The organism is uncultured Vagococcus sp. (genome assembly GCF_963518325.1).
GTDB lineage: Bacteria > Bacillota > Bacilli > Lactobacillales > Vagococcaceae > Vagococcus_D.
In genome coordinates, this window is the sequence record NZ_CAUQJB010000030.1 from 1 (window position 1) to 19878 (window position 19878).

Here is a 19878-nt window from a genome sequence, read left to right on the forward strand (position 1 = left end):
ACTTAGATACCACCCCGGTGAAATTTGAAATTGTTAAAAATCAAAAAGTAGCTCTAAAGGTTAGTAAGACTAATTTGCAAGAAGAAACTGGAAAATTACCAGATACAGATTTACCAGATACAGATTTACCAGTTAAAGAATTACCAGATACAGATCTACCAGTTAAAGAATTACCAGATAAAGAGCCAACAGATGAATTACCAAATAGAGATGGTAGTGGTGCAAAAACACCAACCAGCAAGCTTTCTACAACTAGTGGTAAAAAAGATGTTAAAACGACAAATAAACAAACGGTTTTACCTAAAACTGGAGAAGAATACCAGACCTATATTACTAATATTGGTATCCTGATAGTAGCGTTTATCGGAGTACAACTGAGAAGGCGACAACGAAAGTATTATCAATAGCAAAAAAGCCAACGTCGGTTTATTTATCGAGGTTGGCTTTTTTTTCGTTTATTTTGCTAATTGTTCAATCAAAGCGATAAAAGCATCAACGATTGATTGAAAGAACTCTAACGTGCCTGGATTATTAATTGAGCCGTCTTCGGCTAGTAACGTGTGGACATTAGCGATATAGGCTTCGGGTTGTTGCAAGGTTTGAACATCTAAAAAGACCAAACTTTGGCGCAGGTGATGGTTGGCACCAAAGGCACTGATATTACCGGGAGAGACGCTGACAACTGCGCCAGCTTTTTTTCCCCACAAATTATGACCATAAGGACGAGAACCAACATCTAAAGCATTTTTTAAAACAGCGGGAACAGAGCGATTGTATTCGGGTGTAACAAATAAGAACGCATCTTGTTCACTCAGCTTTTGACGGAATTCAGCGTAGGAAGAAGGAGCACGATCTTCATCATCAAAATCTTGATTGTACATGTCCAGTTTGCTGATGTCGATAAACTCCACATCGTAACCAGCTGGAAACAGACCTGCTAAAACTTTTGCGATTTTTTTGGAAAATGACCCTGCTCTTAAACTTCCGACTAAGACACCAATTTTTTTGTTTGACATATGTAAACTCCCTTTCGCTAACTTAAATTACTTACCAATAATTAGTAAGTGTTAACCTAAGTGTATAACTCCTCGTAGAATAAGGCAAGCAATATGTATTAAAAGGGCGATTAATCAATAGCAAGCTTTTTTTTAGGTGAGCTGTTTAAGGGCATAACCAATTTCCTTTAGAACAGCTTGATCCGTTTCTTTTTCTTGTAAATCAGTGAGAAACTCGATAATGGCTAGGTTATCGGGAGAAGCTAGCTCGCCTAAAGCCCAAGCCGCAGTTCCGCGAATCACCGGTCGGGGGTCCGTTTCAATAACCGCCAGTAAATTGGGAATAGCCGTTTTAACTTTAGCATTGGCTAAGGCGATAATGGCATTTCGTTGAAGTGGTTTTTTTCCTCGCCAAGAACCTGCTAGAGAACCAAAGGTATCTTTAAATTCGCGATTCGAGATGGTTAGCATCGGTGTTAGCAAGGGGGTCACAACCTCTGGATCGGGTTCCATTTCATCATGAAAATGAAAATCTTTTCCTTTGTTAAAGGGGCAAACTTGTTGGCAAATATCGCAACCGTAAATGATTGTTCGAATTTTAGGACGATATTCTAAGGGCATAAATCCTTTGGTTTGAGTTTGATAAGACAAACATTTTTGACCGTTCATTCTGCCGTCACCTAACAGTGCCTCTGTTGGGCATAAGTCAATACACTTGGTACAACTTCCGCATTGATTGTCGATAGGAGTGTCTGGTTCAAAGGGAATGTTTGTGATAATTTCACCTAAATAAACATAGGAGCCGAACTCTTCGGTTATCAATAGCCCATTCTTGCCAATAAAGCCTAAACCAGCTCGTTGTGCGACTACGACATCAATTAGTTCGCCAGTATCAACCATGGGCTTAAATCGAAGCTCAGGCTCGCTGCCAGCGACTTCATGTATATAGTCAATCAATTTTTGCAGGCGCTCTTTTAAAATATCGTGATAGTCGATTCCCCATGAAGCTCGGGCAAAACTACCGCGACGATCGCCTTTGACAGAGGCTGCCTTGGCTTTTATTTTAGTTGGGTAAGCCAGAGCGATGGAGATAATTGATTGAGGCTGGTCGAAAATTCGCTCAGGATAAAGGCGATCATCAATAACTGGGTGCTCAAAACCAGTTGTGTGACCAGCTGCTTTTTGTTCTTCGAGACTTTCTTTTAAATGGGTAAAGGGGGTGGCGTCAGTAAAGCCAATTTTATCGATACCTAAGTCTCGACTAGCAGCAATAATCTTTTCTTTTAAGCCTTGATACACAGATATCTCGTCCTTTCTGTTGTAAAAAAGGGATAGTTGCCAAATAATTAAAAATTAGGTTCCCCTTTGTCTGTAGTTATTATATGATAATAGTAGAGAAAAATAAACTATTAGGGGTGAAGGTAAATGGCTTTGACTAGAGATCGGAAGCAAAAGACTACTAATTGGCTTGGTATTGGCCTTGGTGCAGTAGCTGTCTTGGCGATTGCCGGTGGTGGAATCTACTTTGCATTAAATACAGAACCGTACAAAGATGTACAGGAAGCCTATATTAAGTCCTTGGAAAAACAAGACTACAAAAAAATGGGGCAACAATTATCTACTGCATCCGTTAAAAACAGTGGCTATCAAAAACAGGAGATCGTTGATAAATACGATAATATTTTTAATGGGTTGGGATTTCAAGGTATTGAGGCTAAAGAGGTAAAGGTGACAAAAGGAAAAGATAAAGGTTCCTTTTTATTGTCATATAAATTAACGATGCAGACGCCTTTGGGCGAACTGGAACAAGGCTATCAAACCAATCTGATTAAAGAAGATAAAGAGTATAAAGTCGAGTGGGATCCTAGTTTGATTTTTGAAGGAATGAGCGGTAAGGATATTGTGTTGTTGGAAATGGAACCTCCAGCACGAGGTAAAATCCAAGACCGTAACGGTACTGACATTGCGACGAACCAGAATGCCAACCAAGTGGGGATCATTCCTGGTCAACTGGGAACGGCTGATCAAAAAGCTGGGGCTATTAAGCAAATTAGCGAGGCTTTAGATGTGACTGAAGACTTTATCAATGAGCAACTAAGTGCCAGCTGGGTTCAGGACGATCACTTTGTTCCGATTAAGACTTTGATTGACGAGACACCTAATCTGGAAGGGATTCCTGGCTTAACCATTGGTCAAACTCCGATTCGTTATTATCCGCTAAAAGAAGCTGGGGCACAACTGATTGGCTATACGGGGCAGGTAACCGCTGAGGATATTGAAAAAAATTCTTCGTTGAAAGCTAATTCCCTGATTGGGAAAACAGGACTAGAAGCTGCTTTTGACAAAGAATTACGCGGTGTTGAAGGTGGTGTCTTAAAAGTGGCGGATGAAAATCGGGCTGAAAAGAAAGTGCTAATCCAGCAGGAAACTAAAGCAGGGGAAACGATTGTGACGACACTGGATGCTGCAGTTCAGGCCAAGGCCTATGAGCAAATAGCGGCTGTTAAAGGTGCTACAGTGGTTATGAACCCTCTTGAAGGGGACGTGATGGCACTTGTTAGTAGTCCCTCATTTAACCCAAATAAGATGGCTAACGGTATTTCAAAAAAAGATTACGATGCTTATGCCAACAATGATAAGCAACCATTCTTAGCTCGGTATGCGACGGGTTATGCACCAGGATCGACCTTCAAGACCATAACAGCGGCAATTGGAATGGATGCGGGGATTACAACTCCTGAGAAGAGCAAAGAGATTCAAGGAGAAAAGTGGCAGAAAGATGTTTCTTGGGGGGGCTATTGGGTAACTAGAGTCTCCAATGTATCTCCAGTTAACATGGTCGATGCCTTAATTTATTCAGATAATATTTATTTTGCCCAAGAGGGACTGGAAATGGGCGAACAAGTTTTTCGCACGGGCTTAGCTAAATTTCAATTTGACCATCAGTTTGACCTTCCATTGGAAGTCGCGCCAGGACAGGTTTCCAATGAGAAGTCCTTTGGCAGTGAGATCTTGTTAGCAGATACGGCTTATGGTCAAGGGGAGTTATTAATCAGCCCCTTACAGCAAGCTACGATGTACAGCGTCTTTGCCAATCAGGGTACGATGACTTTTCCGAAATTGCTTAAAGACAAAGAAAAGGAACAAGTACCAAATGTCGTTACGGCAGATTCCGCTAATAAAGTGAAGGATGCCATGTTAAAAGTGGTTTCTGATCCAAATGGAACTGCTCACGGCTTAAATAGTGCTAGTTATCAGCTAGCAGCCAAAACTGGAACCGCTGAAATCAAAGAAAAACAAGACATCAAGGGCTTGGAAAATAGCTTTTTATTAGCTTTTGATGGGGCAACTAATCAGCCTTTGGTTGTGTCTCTAGTAGAAAGTGCTGAGGCGGGACAATCAGCTACTGTTTTGAATCAGGCATTAATAGAATCTATAATGACAAAGTAGTTTAGCCATGGTAATGAGGGAATCTAACCAAAAGAGACTAGCCTCTTTTAGTTGGATTCTCTTTTTGATAGGAGTCGTAGATTGCTAGTCCATAGTTCTGTTGGGACAAGTTGTAAGACTGAAACTGATTAATTACAGTGGACCAGTTTTGAATCTTGACAAATCAGAGGAATTTTTGTTAAACTGTGTCACATTAAGAGAAGAGGGTGATGACGATGATCCGTCGTCTAATGAGGTTTAAGTCTGTCGCAGTGGTATGTGGCTTCTAGGTAAAGGACTACTTAGAAGCGAGGAAAAGAAAATGGAAATTAATAATGGTAATCATTGGTCAGAAACAGTTTATTTAAATGAAATAGTCACAAATCCCTTGATCACAGTGGGAGACTATTCATATTATTCAGGGTATTATGGGCAACCAAATTTCGAAGATGGCTGTGTTCGCTATCTGTGGGGAGATCAGGTCTCTCGGGAATTATTTAATCCAATTGCGTCCTTTGGTTGGAAATTGGATCGCTTATTCATTGGTAATTATGTCTGTATAGCCAGTGGTGTGGTGATTTTAATGGGTGGTAATCACAACCACCATCCTGAATGGGTGACGGTTTACCCCTTTCATGAGACGATTGCTAGATCTTATGAAAGTAAAGGCGATACAATTATTGAAAGTGATGTTTGGATTGGTATGAATGCTATGATTATGCCTGGGGTAAGAATTGCTGAAGGAGCGATTGTGGCTGCTGGGTCAGTAGTTGTGAAGGATGTGCCGGCCTATGGGATCGTCGGTGGGAATCCTGCCAAACTCATTAAAGAGCGATTCACTTTACAGGAACAAAATTGGCTAAAAGAAATTCGGTGGTATGACTGGCCACGTTACCAAGTTGAAAAGGCGATTCCGCTTTTGATGAGTGGAAATATTGAGGGATTGTATCGCTTTTACCAGTTGAACCAAATGAACTAATCTATGAAACTTGTTTGGCTAGCCAAGCAAGTTTTTTTGTGGATATAATATTATAATGTTGTTCGGTAACGATTTAACAAAAAAGGTTTTGGTAAAGGTTATTGAGGCAGGTGATGTAAGGAAATGCACTAGACATCTGATTAGCTTGCACTTAAGGAAGTGCAAATTTTTTGTGTTGTGGAGAAGAAGACCTTGTTATAAAGTAAGGATGTTGAAAGAAAACGTTATCCTAAAAATTGGCCAAGAATGATAAACTAACCTTTTTTTGTGTTAGTCAGATAAGGAGACATGGCGATGCCCATTCAACTAAGTAAAAGAGAAAACAGTATTTTATTGCATTTATTGACTAATACTGGTGTTATGCAGATCAAAGAATTGGCGGAACAGTTCAGTTTGAGCGTTCGCACGATTAAATATGACTTAGATACAATTCGTCTCTGGCTCGGGGAACGAGAGTATGAATTAAGGTCAAAACGTGGAAAGGGAATTTGGCTTGATTTGACGGACTTTCAAAAATTGTCCTTAAAAAACGAGATCTTGCAATTGGAAAAACTAGAAGATAATGTGGATCAAGAGGTTAGAATTTACAAGTTAGTTTTCGAACTTCTGAATCAAGGGAAGTACATTAGCAGTGACCGGCTTAGTGAAAAATTAGGTGTAAGTAAAAATACTATTACCAGTGATTTGGAAAAAGTTGAAGAGTTTATGTTAAAGAATGACTTGATACTAATTAAACAACCCCGAAAAGGTATTAAAGTTGTAGGAGAAGAGGGGAATATCAGACTTGCTCTGGAACAAATTATTCAAATTGAGTTATCTGAGTACGATATATACAATATTATGAATAAGCTTGTTAAGTCTGATAGTTACGAACGGGCATTTAAACTTTATATTGGATCAAATAGGGAATTTCAAGTGACCTATGGAGAGACTTTGAATAGCATGACGGAATTGATTGACGGTGATATTTTTGAGCAGTTGAATTACAGTGAAATACTGTCCATCACCATTCGAACAGCGATATCTGTCACTCGCTTAGTTCGTCAAAAGACAATCGGGCGCTATAAACTTTTAGCTGATCAACAAGGACTTTTAAGAAAAAAAGAACTACCTTATTTATTAGTCCAAGCGATTTATGAAAAATACGAGCTGCCGATTTTAGAGGACGAGTATCATTACATTTACAGTGATGTCTTTGAAAATGAACAAAATCAGGACATTGCGAATATGGCAGAGCAGATAATTACCCATGTCGCTCGGAAGTTAAGTTGCCCCTTTGATCGGGATGAAGTGTTATTTACAAATTTATTTGCTCATCTTTCTTTGCGATTAGCGCGGAAACATCTTTTTATCAATGAATACAATCCCTTCGTTGTGGATATCAAGGCGAAATATCCTGCCTTGTATACTGCAATCAAAGAGGGGAGTTTACGGGCTATAAGTGGTTCAGCTTTGATTGTCAACGATTCATTTATCGCTTATCTAGCGCTTCACTTTTTAGTTTCAGTTGAAAAGTTTCGAACCAAAGACAGTGTCAAAGTTGTTTATGTCTGTTCCACAGGTCTTGGTGTTACTAGTTTAATTCAGCAAAAAATTTCTGAGGAGATTAACGGCTTGGAGATCGTCTCCTTTGCCTCAATTTTAAACTTAAGAGAGGTCGTTAAATCTTGTTTACCAGATTTGATTATTACTATATTTCCGATTGAAGAAAGTGATACCACTTGGATTAAAGTTAGCCCGATTCCGACTAGTGAGGATTTGAAAAAAATTCAGCTGTTGGTTGATGGTTTATTATCAAATGGACTCCAGTCCGGCAGTAAAGTCAGCTTGAAATTACGCCATAAAAGTCAGTCTAGCTTGACGACAGAAGAAGAAAGTCGGGAATTGATCGTCAAAGGATTTATTATTTTTGAAAGTTTAAAGGAAATTTTATCGGAGCGGATTGATCACGAATTAATGGACTCTTTTTTACTACATGTGTTTTTGATGGTTCACCGAATCGTCTACAAAGCTCAATATCAACAAATGAGTATTGATAGCAAACAAATAATTGGGGAACATCAAGGGATTGTCGCTGAAATTGAGAGTGTTTTTGCCATTAATCAATTACCAGTTAATGAATCAGAGATTTTAGCATTATTACATTATTTGAAAAAGGAAGTGTCGCTTAGGATGAGTCTGTCAGAGGATGCCAAAAATATTGTGAATGAAAGTCAGTATCAGGAAAAATTAAAAGCTATTATGATGAGTGCTGAGAAATTGCTAAATAAGGCAGGCATAGAGCCAACAGAAATTCAGTGGACAATTTTAATTAATCATTTAAACGAGATGATTCGCCGTTCCACTGAACAGGAGAAGTTGCCAGAAATTGATGTGAAACTTTTTGATGAGGTTTCCGAGGTTTCGTTAGAGTTGGCAGAAGTCATTGTAAATGAGATTGCTAATTTATCAGTGGATGAAAAGTATGTCTTATCGATACATTTTGAAACGGCTAAAAATAATTAAGTCAATGTCCAAAAAGTCTCACTATTGAGACGAAATTAGGTCTATCAAAAAAAGGAGTGTTTCATATGATAAAAGTAGTTATTGCAGATCGTTTAGGTAAGGGGCAGAATGTTGCTAAAGGAGTGGAAACAGCAGGAGGAATCGCCGTTGTGGTACCAGGCATGGGGGCAGACATGCGTTTAGGAGACGTCATGCAACAGGAAACAGCTGATTTGGGAATTTCCTTTTGTGGCAGTGGTGGTGCGGGGGCTTTAACAGCAGCGACAAAATACGGATACCCTGAACGTCACGGAATGCGTTCCATTGAAGAGGGTGTAACGGCAATTCGTGAAGGGAAGACCGTTCTAGGATTTGGTTTTATGGATCAAGAAGAATTAGGGAAGCGCTTGGTGGAAGCTTTTATTAAGAAGCAGGCTGAGTAAAGGGAAGAGGACATGATGAAGAATATCACGATTAAAAAGCAACAAATTATCCAAGTTGAAGGAACGGGAGATGAAAAACACCAAGCTTTCGCTCATGGACTTAATCAGATTCACGGACGAATTTTGAAAGAAAAAAATGACGTGATAGCACGGATTGAGCCAATTAGAATTGAGGTGGTTAAAGCGGAAGAGGAAACTTACACAGAGCGATTTTTATTTTTCTTTGTACCACGGGTTAGAATCAGTTATCGTGTGTTATTGGATGTGACTGTTGAAGTGACGTCTATCGTAATGGAAGAAGTCACTTTTGTTGAAAAAAAAGTGCTAGCTCCTAATCATGTCCCGCTTCCTCGTTGGATGAAAAAAAGTCATAAGGAGGCAATTAAATGAGTGTTATTATTATTTTATTAAAATCATTGGTAATTGGTGGCTTAGTTGGTTTTTCTGTTGGTGCAGGGGCTGCTAGAATGTTTCATGCCCCTAGTACCCAGGGGCTAGGAGCTTTTCGAACTTTAGGTGAAATGAATGCTTGTGAAGGCGATGCAGCAAGTCATTTTTCATTTGGTTTAGGGTTTTTCTTCAACGCTTGGGCATCGACTGTTGGGGCTGGGGCCTTTACACAGGACGTGGATCATCGGGTGATTCCTAACTGGGCGGCCGCGGCGCTTTTAGTTAGAAATAAAAATGTAGCGGAAACGGTTCATAATCCAAAAAAGATGGGAATGGCAGGTGGACTAATTGGAATGGTGGTAGTTGCTTTCTTAAATACAACAGCTTCGGCAATTCCAGAATCATTACAAGTAACGGCAGTAGCGGTTTTAGTACCTGCAGCTAATTTATTGATTAACACGGTTATGCCTGTTCTATTTTGGTTAGCGGCGATTGATGCTGGCAAAAGATCGGGATTGTGGGCCACTATTTTTGGTGGATTAGCCACCATGGTCATGGGAAATGCGGTTCCGGGAGTGGTTCTAGGGATTTTGATTGGCAAAGGGGTCGATGAAATTGGCTGGAATCGTGTGACAAAAAGCATGATAGTGGCAATCATTTTATTGTTTGTGTTTAGTGGCTTTTTCCGTGGTTTTGATTTACAAATGATTGAAAGTTTCCGAATGAGGATACCAGGTTGGCTGCAAGATGTCCACAATATCTTTAATTTAGGAAACTAGGAAAAGGAGGAAATTAAAATGAATGAGTCGTTAGAAAAAAAAGACTTTTGGTATGGGGACTGGTCCTTTCCGATTTTAGTTGGTTTATTATCGGCAGGTGTCTTTGCAGGAACGCATATGTACGTGACTTATGGCGTTGGGGCTTTTAATGAAGTAGCGATTGTGGCAATGCTTAAAGCTGGTTTAGATGGCGGTTCTTATGGAGCGGCAGCCGCTTTTGGAGCCAGTTTCTTATTCGCTAGAATATTGGAAGGATCGCTGGTTGGGATTTTAGATATAGGTGGGGCAATCTTAACGGGGATTGGGATTGGGGTGCCCGCCATTTTACTTAGTATGGGAATCACTCAACCAATCAATAATTACGCCTTATCTTTAATAACAGGTTTAGTTATTGGTGGAATTGTTGGCGGTTTGATTATTGTGATTCGTAAATTTACGATTAATCAAAGTAATTCAACTTTTGGGGCAGATGTGATGATGGGGGCTGGAAATGCCTCCGGTCGTTTTTTAGGACCGCTGATCATCATCAGTGCTTGTGGGGCATCTATACCAGTGGGCATTGGTTCCGTGATTGGCGCTTTGATATTCTATGTTTGGAAAAAGCCAATTGCCGGAGGGGCAATTTTAGGTGCGATGATCTTTGGGGCGGTTTTTCCAGTGACACTAGATATGTAAAGTACAGCGAGTGCTTTCTTAATCAAAGTCAAGGATTGAGAGAGTGCTTGTTTTATTTGAAAAATTAAGAGAGTCTCTTGACTGTTGCCTAAGTACCCGAGTTATACTGTGAAGGTAAGGAAGGCGGGGAGTGGTTATAGGTGGAAATAAAAGAAGTGGCAGATGCTTTTAGTGAAGAAGGATTGTTAATAATGGTGGAAGCTTTTCGTGGGAAATGGCAACAGATGTTAAAAGTGGGAGACGATCAAACTATTTTACGGTACCTTCGTTCTTCTCAAAAAAATAAGGAACGTCGCTTTGAGGTGAATCAAGGTCAGGAAATCGTTGGATGCTTTAGTTTGGTTGCAAGGGAATATCCTTTGCGACAGATCAACGAGGGGAAGGGACTAAGTTTATCAGAAAGCATCCGATGGCGAGTTGGTTTAAGTCTTTTATCTTCTGAACCAAAGGCTGGTGAATTATACATCAGTCATTTGGCAGTTAGCAATTTAGCAAGGAGGCATGGTTATGGTCAACAAATATTAACTCATATCTTGAACTTAGGTCGGAATTCAGGTAAATCTTGGGTAATTCTTCATGTGGCTAAAGGAAATCAACAAGCGGTTAAACTTTATCGAAGAATGGGGTTTAGCGTAGTAGCCGAAGAGAATTACAATCTGACTAGTTGGATACTGGGTGAAAAGAATTGGTTGTTGATGAAATGCCCAATAGAGCCAAGCAAAAACACTTTCCTTTAATTGGAAAGTGTTTTTGCTTGAGTGATTGTTTGAATGGCCTCTCGATCGGTAATCATTTGGTTTAAGCCGTCATCGTCATAAGCTCGAGGGCCCATGCCGGCGACTAACACAATATCACCAGGTTGTGCCATCGATAAGGCCTCCCTAATGGCTAGTTTTCGATTTTTCTGAAGGGAGTAGTTAGGAGCATTCAAACCAGCTATCATGTGACGAATGATTTGCTGTGGGTCTTCTTTCCGTGGGTTGTTGGTGGTGAAAAAAACGTGATCGGCGTGATCAACGGCAATCTGAGCCATAATTGGTCGTTTACTGATGTCTCGATTGCCAGAACAGCCCATGACGCAAAATAGCTTTCCTTTAGTTAAACTACGAGCTGTTTGCAAAACGGTTAGCAGCCCATCAGGAGAATGGGCAAAATCCACAATACTGGTTATGTTGTTATTGGTTGTGACAATTTCAAAGCGACCAGGAACTCCTTCAATGTCTGTTAAGGCACAAATGATTGTTTCCGGTGAAATCCCAATAGCATAGGCAGCGCCAAAAGCAGCTAAGATATTGTAGACATTAAAGTCACCAATCAATCGGGTTCGCAAAGGATAGTGTTTACCAAAAAGTGAAAGGGTATAGCTCGTTCCCTTTGCACTTGTTGAGATATCAAGAGCTTGTAAATCACCTTGGCCACAGCCGTAGGTTAAAGTATTGACGGGGGTTAGGGCCACTAATTGAGGGCCAATCGGATCATCGATGTTAATAACGGCCATTTTCGCAGTGTGACCAAAACGATTACCAAGTCGGGAAAATAAACGACTTTTGGATTGATAATAATCGTCCATATCGGGATGGAAGTCCAAGTGGTCCTGAGTAAAGTTAGTAAAGACGGCTACATGAAAATCAATACCTAGAACCCGGTCCTGTTTTAGACCGTGAGAGGATACTTCCATGACACAATCAGTTACCTCAGCTGTTGCCATTTGTCTTAAGAGTTGTTGCAGTTCCACGGTATGAGGCGTGGTATTTGGTGTAGGCAAAAAGTCCTGCCCAATTCGGTTATAGAGTGTCCCAATCAGGCCACTGTTGTAGCCTGCATAAGCTAAAATTCGGTCAATCAAAACAGTCGTGGTTGTTTTTCCGTTGGTTCCTGTCACACCTATAAATCTGATACCACGACTGGGATGGCCATAATAGTCAGCCGCGATTTGAGCTAATGCTCGTTCCGTATTTGCTACCAGAATAAAAGGACCTGGGTAAGGGGGCAACTTTGCCACCACAATTGCTGTTGCACCTTGGGATAAGGCCTCCTGGATAAAATCATGGCCATCGTAATAACTGTTGTGAATGCAAATAAAGAGACTGCCGGACCTTACCTCGTCGATGTATTGAGTGATAGAGGTTATAGTAAGACTGTCCAATGAAGAAACGTCATTTTTGACTAAACAAGTCGAAATAAGTTGCTGCAAGTTCATTGTCGTTACTCCTTCCTTTTTAGGTTCTTAAGGGACGGGAAATTAGCAAAACTAGCGACATAATTGGCAAAAGGTAATTTTAGGCTGGCTGAGACATGCAAGTTATCTGAGAGTAGTGATCGATTTTGGGAGACAATGATTTTGTTTCGGGTGTTATCTACGTCCATAATAGCATATTTTTTTTTGTAGAAAAGCGGTTTCAAATAAAAAAGACAGCTGATTTTCAGCTGTCTTAAAAGGGCTGTAAATAAGAGACACTTTTAAGTTTAAATGGGAGATAATTTTTGGAAATAGTTCTCAATGACTTGAACATCGTCTAAATCTATCGTAGGAGCTGTAGGCAATCGATAGGTCTCATGACCCATACCAGCTACTAAAATCGTGTCACCTGCGTGTGCTTTGCTGAGTGCCAGTTCAATGGCAAGTTGACGATTTAATTCAACGTCGAAGTTAGTTTTAGTTAATGTGGCAGTCATATCGGCAATAATTGCTTCTGGTCGTTCATTTCGAGGGTTATCCGTTGTGAAGATCCCATGATCGGCATGGTCAATGGCGATTTGGGCCATTAAAGGACGCTTGCTAATATCCCGATTGCCGCCGCAACCAACGATGCAATACAAGTTACCTGTGGTCAGTTTGTTTGCCACTGTCAAGACATTTAGGAGACCATCTGGAGTATGGGCATAATCAACAATTGCCATAACACCAGCATCGTTTGGTACTGATTGGAAACGGCCTTTAACGCCTGTGATACCTTGAATTGCTTCGATGATTGTATCGGGAGAGATGCCAGCTGCGTAGCTTGCTCCGAATGCTGCTAGAATATTATAGACATTAAATTCACCGACTAAATGTGTGCTTAGTGGGTACTCTTTGTCTAGAAGTAGTAAGGCGAAATTAGTACCATTAGCTGTGCTTTGAATGTTAATCGCTTGGATATCACCTTTGCCTAGGCATCCATAAGTATAGACATTGGCGGGTGTTGAGTCGACAAATAGTTGGCCGTAGGAATCGTCGATATTGATGATGGCAGCTTTAGGTGTTTCCGACAAGGCGTTGCCTAAACGGGTGAAAAGAGATGTTTTAGACTGTAAATAATCTTCCATAGATTCATGGAAATCCAGATGATCTTGAGTGAAGTTGGTAAAGACTGCTACATCAAAATCAATTCCTAGAACACGTTCTTGTTTTAACCCGTGAGAAGAGACTTCCATCACACAGTCTGTGACCTCGGCTTGGGACATTTCTGCTAATAGTTTTTGTAGTTGAACTGTATGGGGGGTTGTATTTGGCGTAGGGTAATACTTATGGCCAATTTTATTGTAAAGGGTACCGATCAAGCCATTATTAAAGCCAGCGTGTTTAAGAATTTCATCAATCAGGAATGTGGTAGTTGTTTTACCATTTGTACCAGTCACACCAAACATTCGCATGTTACGGCTGGGATAACCATAAAATTGATTGGCAACTTGGGCCATGGCTTTATTCGTATGGCTAACTAAAATAAAAGGGCCTTGAACAGTTGGAAGTTGATCAACAATGATGGCGCTTGCACCTTGGTCGATTGCTTGTTGAATAAAGTCATGACCATCGTAATAAGTATTGTTAATGCAAATAAAAAGTGAGCCTATTGTGACTTCTTCAATGTACTGGGTCAAGCTGGAGATGTTCAAATTGGCCATACCTGACCAATCATTTTTGACAAAACAAGTGGAAATGAGTTCGGATAATTTCATTAGGGTGTTTCCTCTTTTCTTAGGTTAAAGGGACAGACGCAATTAGTAATTGAAACTAAAAAAGGTAAAGAAGAAAAGAATAAAGGAGGTGACAAATTGTTATTTAACTGTTGTTAATAAGAGGAGGTGATTTAGGTATGAACGTACATGGATGACGTTAGTGTGTGCCTAATCATAACACAAATGAGGACATTAAGAAACTGATTGATATTTAAGAGTTGTCTTTTGAAATAAGAGAGAGACTGCACTTGGTTTCCTGGTCGGAAACCGTTGCAGTCTATAGAGTGGGGCTATCTGCTTCCTTGATGACTGAATAGCGTTACTCGATTAGGTTATTACCTTTCAAGGATGGATTCCCGATGTTCTTAGTAAAGCGTTCAAATTGTTTTTTTGTTAAGCTAATAGTGAAAGAGAGGAGCAGTAAACTGATAATGGTGCCTTCTCTCACAAAGAGCGGTCCACCAGTGATGATTGAAATCAGAATGGAAAGGGCGACTGATATCACATCTACGCCATAACGTAGAGGTGCAAATGTTTGTTGCCAGTTTTCAGCAAGTATCTGACAAACACTTTCAATGGGAAAAGCTAAGACTCCCAAGTTTAGTACCATGCCGGTGCCGAAACCGCCAATGATTGTTCCTAAAATAAAAAGAGCTAAGCGATTGACATAGTCGTTTAAAATTAGTTGACCAAAGACGCCGTAAACAAAAAAGTTGATCACCTGACCAAGGCATAGATCGGAGATGGCTTGAATCAAGTAGCTAGTCAGTAGTTTTCCTCGTGTTAAAAGGATAAAGAGAAATAAAAATAAGCCGTTTACAAGGGTGGTCATGGTTCCGATTTTGATAGTTGTAAGCTCAGATAGGCTGAGATTTAAAGAGTTAAAGCTACTGACGCCTACATTAGCCAGAATACTCAAACTGATACCAAACCCTGTCAGTGTGTAGAAAAGGAGAGAAATGAGTATGCGTATTTTTTCATAAAGAATCACCGTGCCTTTCTGTTGTAATTTATCATCTATTTAGAGATAATAATAGGAGATATCTCACAGTTTGGAGGCGCGAATGAAAAAAGTCAGATTAAATGATGGGTCAGAGTATCGCGATTTGTGGCAACCAGTCAAAAGTTTGATGGGACTTCCGATAGAGGAATTAGCTCATCTTGAGTGGTATAGACGAGGAGAACGAATCATTCGTTACAATCAGGGCACTGATAAGTTATTTGTATTGCTTAAAGGAAAAGCCAAAATTTATATGATTCATGAGGATGGCAAACAATCGATTATTCATTTTATGCGCAAAGGAGAGTTAATTGGGGAATTAACTCTCCTAGAAGTGGAAGAGCGAACGAAAGACGTTGTGGCTCAAAGTGATTGTCTTTGCTTGGTGATTCCATTGAAAGAAAATCGTCAAGTCTTATTGGAAGACCCCGTTTTTTTGAAGCAGCTTAATGTATACTTAGCTAAGAAGCTCTTAGCTCGCACAGATCGTTTTAGTGAAGGCTTGAATTACCCCTTAATCAACCGCTTGGCAGCATTTATCCTTTACACGGAAACAACTGGTCGCTATCAAGAGAAACACACAGAAGTAGCAGATTATTTAAGTGTGAGTTATCGCCATCTACTTTATACGTTCAAGCAGTTGCGGGACAGAGAGATCATCCTAAAAGAGAAGCAAGGCTACCTGATTATTGGTCGAGCTCAGTTAAAAAAATTAGCAAAAGATATCCATGCCTAGTTGAAAATGTTTTCAATAATGGTACACTATAATTAAACAACTATTAAACATGTTTGTAAACTGATTATTTAGGACAATAAAGGAAAAAAAGCATTACAAGTATAAGCGGCTTGCAACTTTACTGAGTTGTTCCGTATTCCTAACAGTAATAAAGCAACAAGAATAAGGGCAGCAATTAGCGATAGTGGACACTTCACTACGTTACGATCTCGTCAAATTTTAAGGGCTGAAGCACAAAGATTTGAAAGTCGAACCTATAAGTAAAAGGAGGAAAGTTAATGGGGGAGCGGGATACACAGGAGCGTTTATTAGAAGCTACGGTCAAACTATTATCCGAAGCGAATAAGCCAGAAAAAGTGACTGCTAGGCAAATTGCCAAAGAAGCAAAAGCTAATTTAGCAATGATTAATTATTTTTTTAAGAGTAAAGATGAATTAATTAACTTAGCGATCCAACAGATTATGAAAAAAGAATCTGCTGATTTTATCAGTGTATTAAAAAGTGGGGCGGAGCCGAAGGAGCAACTCTATCAATTCTTAAATTATTTTTGTGACACTGCAATTAAGTACCAAGACTACCTCCGATTAACGGTACCTTATGGTTTATTGACAGCTGATTTTACTATGGAAACAGAACTGTTGGAATTAGTTGAAGAATTTTATGAAAATCGTATTCCGACGGCTTATTGTCGGATGATTGCTTTGCAGATAGTGACCTTTACCGAGTTATTATTGTTGCGAGCAGATGCGTTTAAAAGCTATAGTGGAATTGATATTTTAAATGTGCGCCAGCGACAGCAATATTTACGTTTTCAAATTGAATTATTTTTACAGCCGAAAAGTGATGACTAACTAATGGTGAGTGTAAGCAGATAGATAACTGTTTACACTTTTTTATTTAATTTGACATCAACTCCTTAACCACGTAAGATACATACTGAAGGTATGTATAGTGGAGGATGAAAAATGGCTCGTAATAAGTATCCAGAAGAGACAGAAAAAAAAATATTGGATGTAGCGGAGAAACTATTTTTAGGGAATGGTTACGATCATACAACGATTCAAGATATAATTGACCAATTAGGAGGATTGACTAAAGGCGTTATTTATCATCATTTTAGTTCGAAAAAAGCTATCTTTGATAAGGTTTTGGAGCGGAAATATGGCAATGAAGTTTCTTTGCGTTTGGACCGTTTGGAGGGGTTGACAGGGTTCCAAAAAATCAGGGAATTATCATTGATGACCATGCGGGCAACTGATCATCAAATGTTGGCTTATTCTGCTCGAACGTTGTTAAGCAATCCTCAAATGGTGGGGAATCAATATAAAACAGCTTACGAGACGGCGATCCCTTTGATGAAAGATTTTGTGGAAGAGGGGATCAGCGACGGTTCAATAATTACAGAATTTCCTCAAGAAATTGCCGAGCTACTTGTTCTTTCCACAAATATTTGGCTGGCTCCTCTAATATATGAGCTAAGTAAAAAAGAAATTCTTCATAAATTGCTTTTTTTTCAGCAGCTATATGAGGGGGTTAATTTTCCCTTAATCGATGATGAGTACATCGGGGCGTGCTTAATGATGTATGAGGTTATTCAAAAAAAAATTAATTAAAATGCTTGTTAGCATTTTTTTATAGAGATACATACCTTCAGTATGTATCTGATTTACTTTGAAGGGAGGTGATGAGAGATGATCGATGAGATGAATAAAAAAATTAGAAGAATTAATGAAAACATCGGTGTAGAAGTAAAATTGCCTGACACAACTAAGCCAAAGTTGGAGTGTTATAGCATGATAAATTTGGGAATCGGGACTGGTTTTCTGTTGTTGGGAGTGGCAACTGAGATGAAAGGATATTTGCTCATTGGCAGTTTAGCTTTGGCTAGTGGTCTATTTATGAGGCGTGAAGCTAAGAAAAAGTAAATCTGTTTAAGTTTAATCTAGGTCTTAAGGATGAACTTGGTTTTATTGCCTAAAGTTCATTGACACATAATACTATGCGATGTATAGTATTATGTGTCAGGAGGTTTACGATGAACAGTCAACTAAAAAGAGGTTTATTGGAATTTTGTGTGTTAGCGGTATTAAAAAAAGGGGAGTCTTATGGTTATCAAATTGTGAAAGATGTGAGTCGAGTCATTGACATGTCAGAGTCCACGCTATACCCTATTTTGAAACGATTAGAAGCCGGCGAGTATGTTAAGTCACATTCTGTTGAATATAATGGTCGTCTTCGTAAATATTATCAAATTACACAAGGGGGCGAATACTATATCAAGGAATTTTTGAAGGACTGGAATCAAGTGACAGAGGTTTATAATTTTATTAAAGGAGTGATAGAAGATGAATAAAGCGACCTTTTTGAGTCGATTAGGCAATCAATTAAAAAATTTAGGTGTTGAAGATTTTGATACCTTTGTTCAATATTACGATGAAATGATTGAGGATTATCAGGAAGACGGCCATACAGAGGAGGAAGCCGTTAGTTTTATCGACTCTATTGAAACAATCTCCAAAGCAATTATTTCTGAACGGAGTACTTATCATTTGCCAACAACGGGCAAAAAATCATGGAATTATGCATTACTAATTTTAGGAGCACCACTTTGGGGAACCATTTTACTGGCCATTATTTTGTTTGTTTTATCAGCCTACATCTTGTTGTGGTGTGGACCGTTAGTGGTTGGTTCCTTTAGTTTAGCTGGACTAATAGTCTCGGTTGCTTGCTTTATTGGAGCGCCCTTTAATAGTGCTTTATTTTACGTGGTTACTCAAGTTGGGATAGGGCTGATAACCTTAGGGTTAGGGTTGTTATTGTTGTTACTAACAGTCCAATTGGCAGGTCGAATTACTGGTATAACGCAAGGTTTTAGCAAAAAGTTATTGATCTTATTTAAACGAAATGTGGTGCAATCATGAAAAAAAATGAGTTTAAGAGAGTGTTGATTAAGGGAAGTCTGGGATTGATTTTAGTAGGGATTGTGACTGCGGCGATTGGATTTAGTTTGTCAGGTTTTAAAGGAGAGGAATTTCGTTCGGACAATAAGCAATGGTACCAAGTTATCACCATCCCTAAAAGCTTTGATCAATAAGGGGTGATTTTTAGTATAAATTGAGGCAAATAATCCATTACTCTTCTTAAGCCTAGATAGCTGCAATCGGATCGTACTGGGATTTTTGTCAGTGTTTATTATCATGAAGCTTTCATTGTTGAAGGAGCAGATAGAGGGAAGTGTCATATATAGTTGACATTTCTTTTTTTTGATTTTATAATGTCGTATATATATGACATATCAAGGAAGGATTGCTATGAATACTGTTAGAGAACATCGAAAAGCATTAAAATTATCTCAATTGGAACTGGCGAAAAAAGTTGAGGTTGCTCGTCAAACGATAAATTTAATTGAGAATGGGAAGTATAATCCATCTTTGGATTTATGTATTAAATTAGCCGTGGCATTGGAGACAGATTTAAATACATTGTTTTGGCAGACCTATCAGGAGGGATTGGAATGAAGGATAAAAAAGAACGTCTATTTAACTTCTTAGTAGGTGTTGATTCAAAGCGGGATGAGTACGAATTACAGGAGATTCGGCAAATATTTAGTTGGAATGGGCTGGGGATCTTATTGGCCAATAACATTCTAATGGTCATTATCATCGTGATGGACCAGATGAACAATACCTTATCTGTAGCAAGTGTGGGGCTCATTCTCATTAACAGTTTATCTTCTCTGTACTTGGTTATCAGGTTATACGGCAAAGGGTTAAATGTAACGGAATTTGAAACCCCAGAGGAGTTGAGAGATTATAAAAAAAGAGCACTTAGACGGTCATTGATCCAAGGCGCATATGCAGGAGGTTTTATCTATTTGTTAACAGGTGTTATTATCCCCTTTTTTATAGGTGAAACTATTAGTTTAAATTGGGTGGATCTAATCAAATCGTTAGTGATTTGTACGATTATTGGTGGGGGTGGGCTTTATTTATCAGTCCATTTTAGAGTGAAAAAATACGAAGAAAAGTAGGC

The 19878-nt window shown here is 39.2% G+C and carries 23 protein-coding genes and 1 pseudogene; 19 read left to right on the top strand and 5 right to left on the bottom strand.

All coding sequences use genetic code 11. From position 1 onward, the window contains the following. Window positions 1–407, top strand: a 407-nt coding sequence (locus tag RWN13_RS18550) for an LPXTG cell wall anchor domain-containing protein (protein ID WP_314066709.1), incomplete at its 5' end; no start/stop codon positions are given. Between the two features lie 48 nt (window positions 408–455). Here RWN13_RS18550 and RWN13_RS18555 read toward each other — a convergent pair. After that, window positions 456–1016 (bottom strand): NAD(P)H-dependent oxidoreductase, encoded by a 561-nt coding sequence (locus RWN13_RS18555; protein ID WP_314066712.1) that lies wholly within the window; start codon window positions 1014–1016, stop codon window positions 456–458. A 132-nt stretch (window positions 1017–1148) separates the two neighbouring features. Further along, a complete protein-coding gene (gene queG / locus RWN13_RS18560) occupies window positions 1149–2294 on the bottom strand; it encodes a tRNA epoxyqueuosine(34) reductase QueG (protein WP_314066713.1) in 1146 nt (381 codons plus the stop codon). 126 nt (window positions 2295–2420) lie between these two features. On the opposite strand from queG, the gene RWN13_RS18565 reads away from it, so the two are divergent. The 9 genes and pseudogenes from RWN13_RS18565 to RWN13_RS18605 all read left to right on the top strand — a co-directional run bounded on the left by RWN13_RS18565 (window position 2421) and on the right by RWN13_RS18605 (window position 10911). Beyond that, a complete protein-coding gene (locus RWN13_RS18565) occupies window positions 2421–4445 on the top strand; it encodes a penicillin-binding transpeptidase domain-containing protein (RefSeq protein ID WP_314066714.1) in 2025 nt (674 codons plus the stop codon). 301 nt (window positions 4446–4746) lie between these two features. Continuing rightward, window positions 4747–5403, top strand: a complete 657-nt coding sequence (locus tag RWN13_RS18570; protein ID WP_314066716.1) for a CatB-related O-acetyltransferase — start codon at window positions 4747–4749, stop codon at window positions 5401–5403. 294 nt (window positions 5404–5697) lie between these two features. Next, window positions 5698–6891 (top strand): annotated as a pseudogene (locus RWN13_RS18575) (BglG family transcription antiterminator); the annotation flags it as partial. 684 nt (window positions 6892–7575) lie between these two features. Then, entirely contained in the window at window positions 7576–7908 is a 333-nt protein-coding gene (locus tag RWN13_RS18580) for a PRD domain-containing protein (protein WP_314066840.1), read from the top strand. Window positions 7909–7973: 65 nt separating this feature from the next. After that, window positions 7974–8330, top strand: coding sequence for a glycine-rich SFCGS family protein (locus tag RWN13_RS18585; protein ID WP_314066719.1), 357 nt, complete (start codon window positions 7974–7976; stop codon window positions 8328–8330). 12 nt (window positions 8331–8342) lie between these two features. Then, the gene (locus tag RWN13_RS18590; RefSeq protein WP_314066722.1) at window positions 8343–8720 is read left to right on the top strand and encodes a DUF4312 family protein; all 378 of its coding nucleotides are present in this window, start codon (window positions 8343–8345) and stop codon (window positions 8718–8720) included. Next, entirely contained in the window at window positions 8717–9499 is a 783-nt protein-coding gene (locus tag RWN13_RS18595; RefSeq protein ID WP_314066724.1) for a DUF4311 domain-containing protein, read from the top strand. Before RWN13_RS18590 ends, RWN13_RS18595 begins: the two co-directional genes overlap by 4 nt. 18 nt (window positions 9500–9517) lie before the next feature. After that, window positions 9518–10174, top strand: coding sequence for a DUF4310 family protein (locus RWN13_RS18600; RefSeq protein ID WP_314066726.1), 657 nt, complete (start codon window positions 9518–9520; stop codon window positions 10172–10174). Between the two features lie 140 nt (window positions 10175–10314). After that, window positions 10315–10911, top strand: coding sequence for an N-acetyltransferase (locus RWN13_RS18605; RefSeq protein ID WP_314066728.1), 597 nt, complete (start codon window positions 10315–10317; stop codon window positions 10909–10911). On the opposite strand, the gene RWN13_RS18610 is transcribed toward RWN13_RS18605, so the two are convergent. The 3 genes from RWN13_RS18610 to RWN13_RS18620 form a co-directional block, all read right to left on the bottom strand. After that, window positions 10908–12374 carry a UDP-N-acetylmuramoyl-L-alanyl-D-glutamate--2,6-diaminopimelate ligase gene (locus RWN13_RS18610; RefSeq protein WP_314066730.1) on the bottom strand — a complete coding sequence of 489 codons (1467 nt, stop codon included), beginning with the start codon at window positions 12372–12374 and terminating at the stop codon, window positions 10908–10910. The genes RWN13_RS18605 and RWN13_RS18610 overlap by 4 nt on opposite strands. 266 nt (window positions 12375–12640) lie before the next feature. Further along, window positions 12641–14110: a UDP-N-acetylmuramoyl-L-alanyl-D-glutamate--2,6-diaminopimelate ligase gene (locus RWN13_RS18615; RefSeq protein ID WP_314066732.1), complete on the bottom strand. Its 1470-nt coding sequence runs from the start codon at window positions 14108–14110 to the stop codon at window positions 12641–12643. Between the two features lie 319 nt (window positions 14111–14429). Next, window positions 14430–15101: a hypothetical protein gene (locus RWN13_RS18620; RefSeq protein ID WP_314066734.1), complete on the bottom strand. Its 672-nt coding sequence runs from the start codon at window positions 15099–15101 to the stop codon at window positions 14430–14432. Window positions 15102–15174: 73 nt separating this feature from the next. Here RWN13_RS18620 and yeiL point away from each other — a divergent pair, with 73 nt between their 5' ends. The 9 genes from yeiL (at window position 15175) to RWN13_RS18665 (ending at window position 19876) form a co-directional block, all read left to right on the top strand. Then, a complete protein-coding gene (gene yeiL / locus RWN13_RS18625) occupies window positions 15175–15846 on the top strand; it encodes a transcriptional regulator YeiL (RefSeq protein WP_314066735.1) in 672 nt (223 codons plus the stop codon). 278 nt (window positions 15847–16124) lie between these two features. Continuing rightward, window positions 16125–16697, top strand: a complete 573-nt coding sequence (locus tag RWN13_RS18630) for a TetR/AcrR family transcriptional regulator (RefSeq protein WP_314066737.1) — start codon at window positions 16125–16127, stop codon at window positions 16695–16697. A 114-nt stretch (window positions 16698–16811) separates the two neighbouring features. After that, window positions 16812–17459, top strand: coding sequence for a TetR/AcrR family transcriptional regulator (locus RWN13_RS18635; RefSeq protein WP_314066738.1), 648 nt, complete (start codon window positions 16812–16814; stop codon window positions 17457–17459). A gap of 78 nt (window positions 17460–17537) precedes the next feature. Further along, window positions 17538–17771, top strand: a complete 234-nt coding sequence (locus RWN13_RS18640) for a hypothetical protein (protein ID WP_314066741.1) — start codon at window positions 17538–17540, stop codon at window positions 17769–17771. A gap of 110 nt (window positions 17772–17881) precedes the next feature. Then, window positions 17882–18199 (top strand): PadR family transcriptional regulator, encoded by a 318-nt coding sequence (locus tag RWN13_RS18645; protein ID WP_314066744.1) that lies wholly within the window; start codon window positions 17882–17884, stop codon window positions 18197–18199. Next, on the top strand, window positions 18192–18767 hold the full coding sequence (locus tag RWN13_RS18650) for an HAAS domain-containing protein (RefSeq protein ID WP_314066747.1): 576 nt from the start codon (window positions 18192–18194) through the stop codon (window positions 18765–18767). Before RWN13_RS18645 ends, RWN13_RS18650 begins: the two co-directional genes overlap by 8 nt. After that, on the top strand, window positions 18764–18940 hold the full coding sequence (locus RWN13_RS18655) for a hypothetical protein (protein ID WP_314066749.1): 177 nt from the start codon (window positions 18764–18766) through the stop codon (window positions 18938–18940). The genes RWN13_RS18650 and RWN13_RS18655 overlap by 4 nt, the downstream gene beginning before the upstream one ends. A gap of 217 nt (window positions 18941–19157) precedes the next feature. Next, a complete protein-coding gene (locus RWN13_RS18660; RefSeq protein WP_314066750.1) occupies window positions 19158–19364 on the top strand; it encodes a helix-turn-helix transcriptional regulator in 207 nt (68 codons plus the stop codon). Continuing rightward, the gene (locus RWN13_RS18665; protein WP_314066752.1) at window positions 19361–19876 is read left to right on the top strand and encodes a DUF3278 domain-containing protein; all 516 of its coding nucleotides are present in this window, start codon (window positions 19361–19363) and stop codon (window positions 19874–19876) included. Before RWN13_RS18660 ends, RWN13_RS18665 begins: the two co-directional genes overlap by 4 nt. Window positions 19877–19878: the final 2 nt, after the last annotated feature.

Bases quoted from the DNA above. Each gene is read 5' to 3' on its own strand.
- RWN13_RS18555 (WP_314066712.1), bottom strand. From the start codon at position 1,016: ATGTCAAACAAAAAAATTGGTGTCTTAGTCGGAAGTTTAAGAGCAGGG.
- RWN13_RS18565 (WP_314066714.1), top strand. From the start codon at position 2,421: ATGGCTTTGACTAGAGATCGGAAGCAAAAGACTACTAATTGGCTTGGT.
- RWN13_RS18570 (WP_314066716.1), top strand. From the start codon at position 4,747: ATGGAAATTAATAATGGTAATCATTGGTCAGAAACAGTTTATTTAAAT.
- RWN13_RS18580 (WP_314066840.1), top strand. From the start codon at position 7,576: ATGAGTCTGTCAGAGGATGCCAAAAATATTGTGAATGAAAGTCAGTAT.
- RWN13_RS18585 (WP_314066719.1), top strand. From the start codon at position 7,974: ATGATAAAAGTAGTTATTGCAGATCGTTTAGGTAAGGGGCAGAATGTT.
- RWN13_RS18590 (WP_314066722.1), top strand. From the start codon at position 8,343: ATGATGAAGAATATCACGATTAAAAAGCAACAAATTATCCAAGTTGAA.
- RWN13_RS18595 (WP_314066724.1), top strand. From the start codon at position 8,717: ATGAGTGTTATTATTATTTTATTAAAATCATTGGTAATTGGTGGCTTA.
- RWN13_RS18600 (WP_314066726.1), top strand. From the start codon at position 9,518: ATGAATGAGTCGTTAGAAAAAAAAGACTTTTGGTATGGGGACTGGTCC.
- RWN13_RS18610 (WP_314066730.1), bottom strand. From the start codon at position 12,374: ATGAACTTGCAGCAACTTATTTCGACTTGTTTAGTCAAAAATGACGTT.
- RWN13_RS18615 (WP_314066732.1), bottom strand. From the start codon at position 14,110: ATGAAATTATCCGAACTCATTTCCACTTGTTTTGTCAAAAATGATTGG.
- yeiL (WP_314066735.1), top strand. From the start codon at position 15,175: ATGAAAAAAGTCAGATTAAATGATGGGTCAGAGTATCGCGATTTGTGG.
- RWN13_RS18630 (WP_314066737.1), top strand. From the start codon at position 16,125: ATGGGGGAGCGGGATACACAGGAGCGTTTATTAGAAGCTACGGTCAAA.
- RWN13_RS18635 (WP_314066738.1), top strand. From the start codon at position 16,812: ATGGCTCGTAATAAGTATCCAGAAGAGACAGAAAAAAAAATATTGGAT.
- RWN13_RS18640 (WP_314066741.1), top strand. From the start codon at position 17,538: ATGATCGATGAGATGAATAAAAAAATTAGAAGAATTAATGAAAACATC.
- RWN13_RS18645 (WP_314066744.1), top strand. From the start codon at position 17,882: ATGAACAGTCAACTAAAAAGAGGTTTATTGGAATTTTGTGTGTTAGCG.
- RWN13_RS18650 (WP_314066747.1), top strand. From the start codon at position 18,192: ATGAATAAAGCGACCTTTTTGAGTCGATTAGGCAATCAATTAAAAAAT.
- RWN13_RS18655 (WP_314066749.1), top strand. From the start codon at position 18,764: ATGAAAAAAAATGAGTTTAAGAGAGTGTTGATTAAGGGAAGTCTGGGA.
- RWN13_RS18660 (WP_314066750.1), top strand. From the start codon at position 19,158: ATGAATACTGTTAGAGAACATCGAAAAGCATTAAAATTATCTCAATTG.
- RWN13_RS18665 (WP_314066752.1), top strand. From the start codon at position 19,361: ATGAAGGATAAAAAAGAACGTCTATTTAACTTCTTAGTAGGTGTTGAT.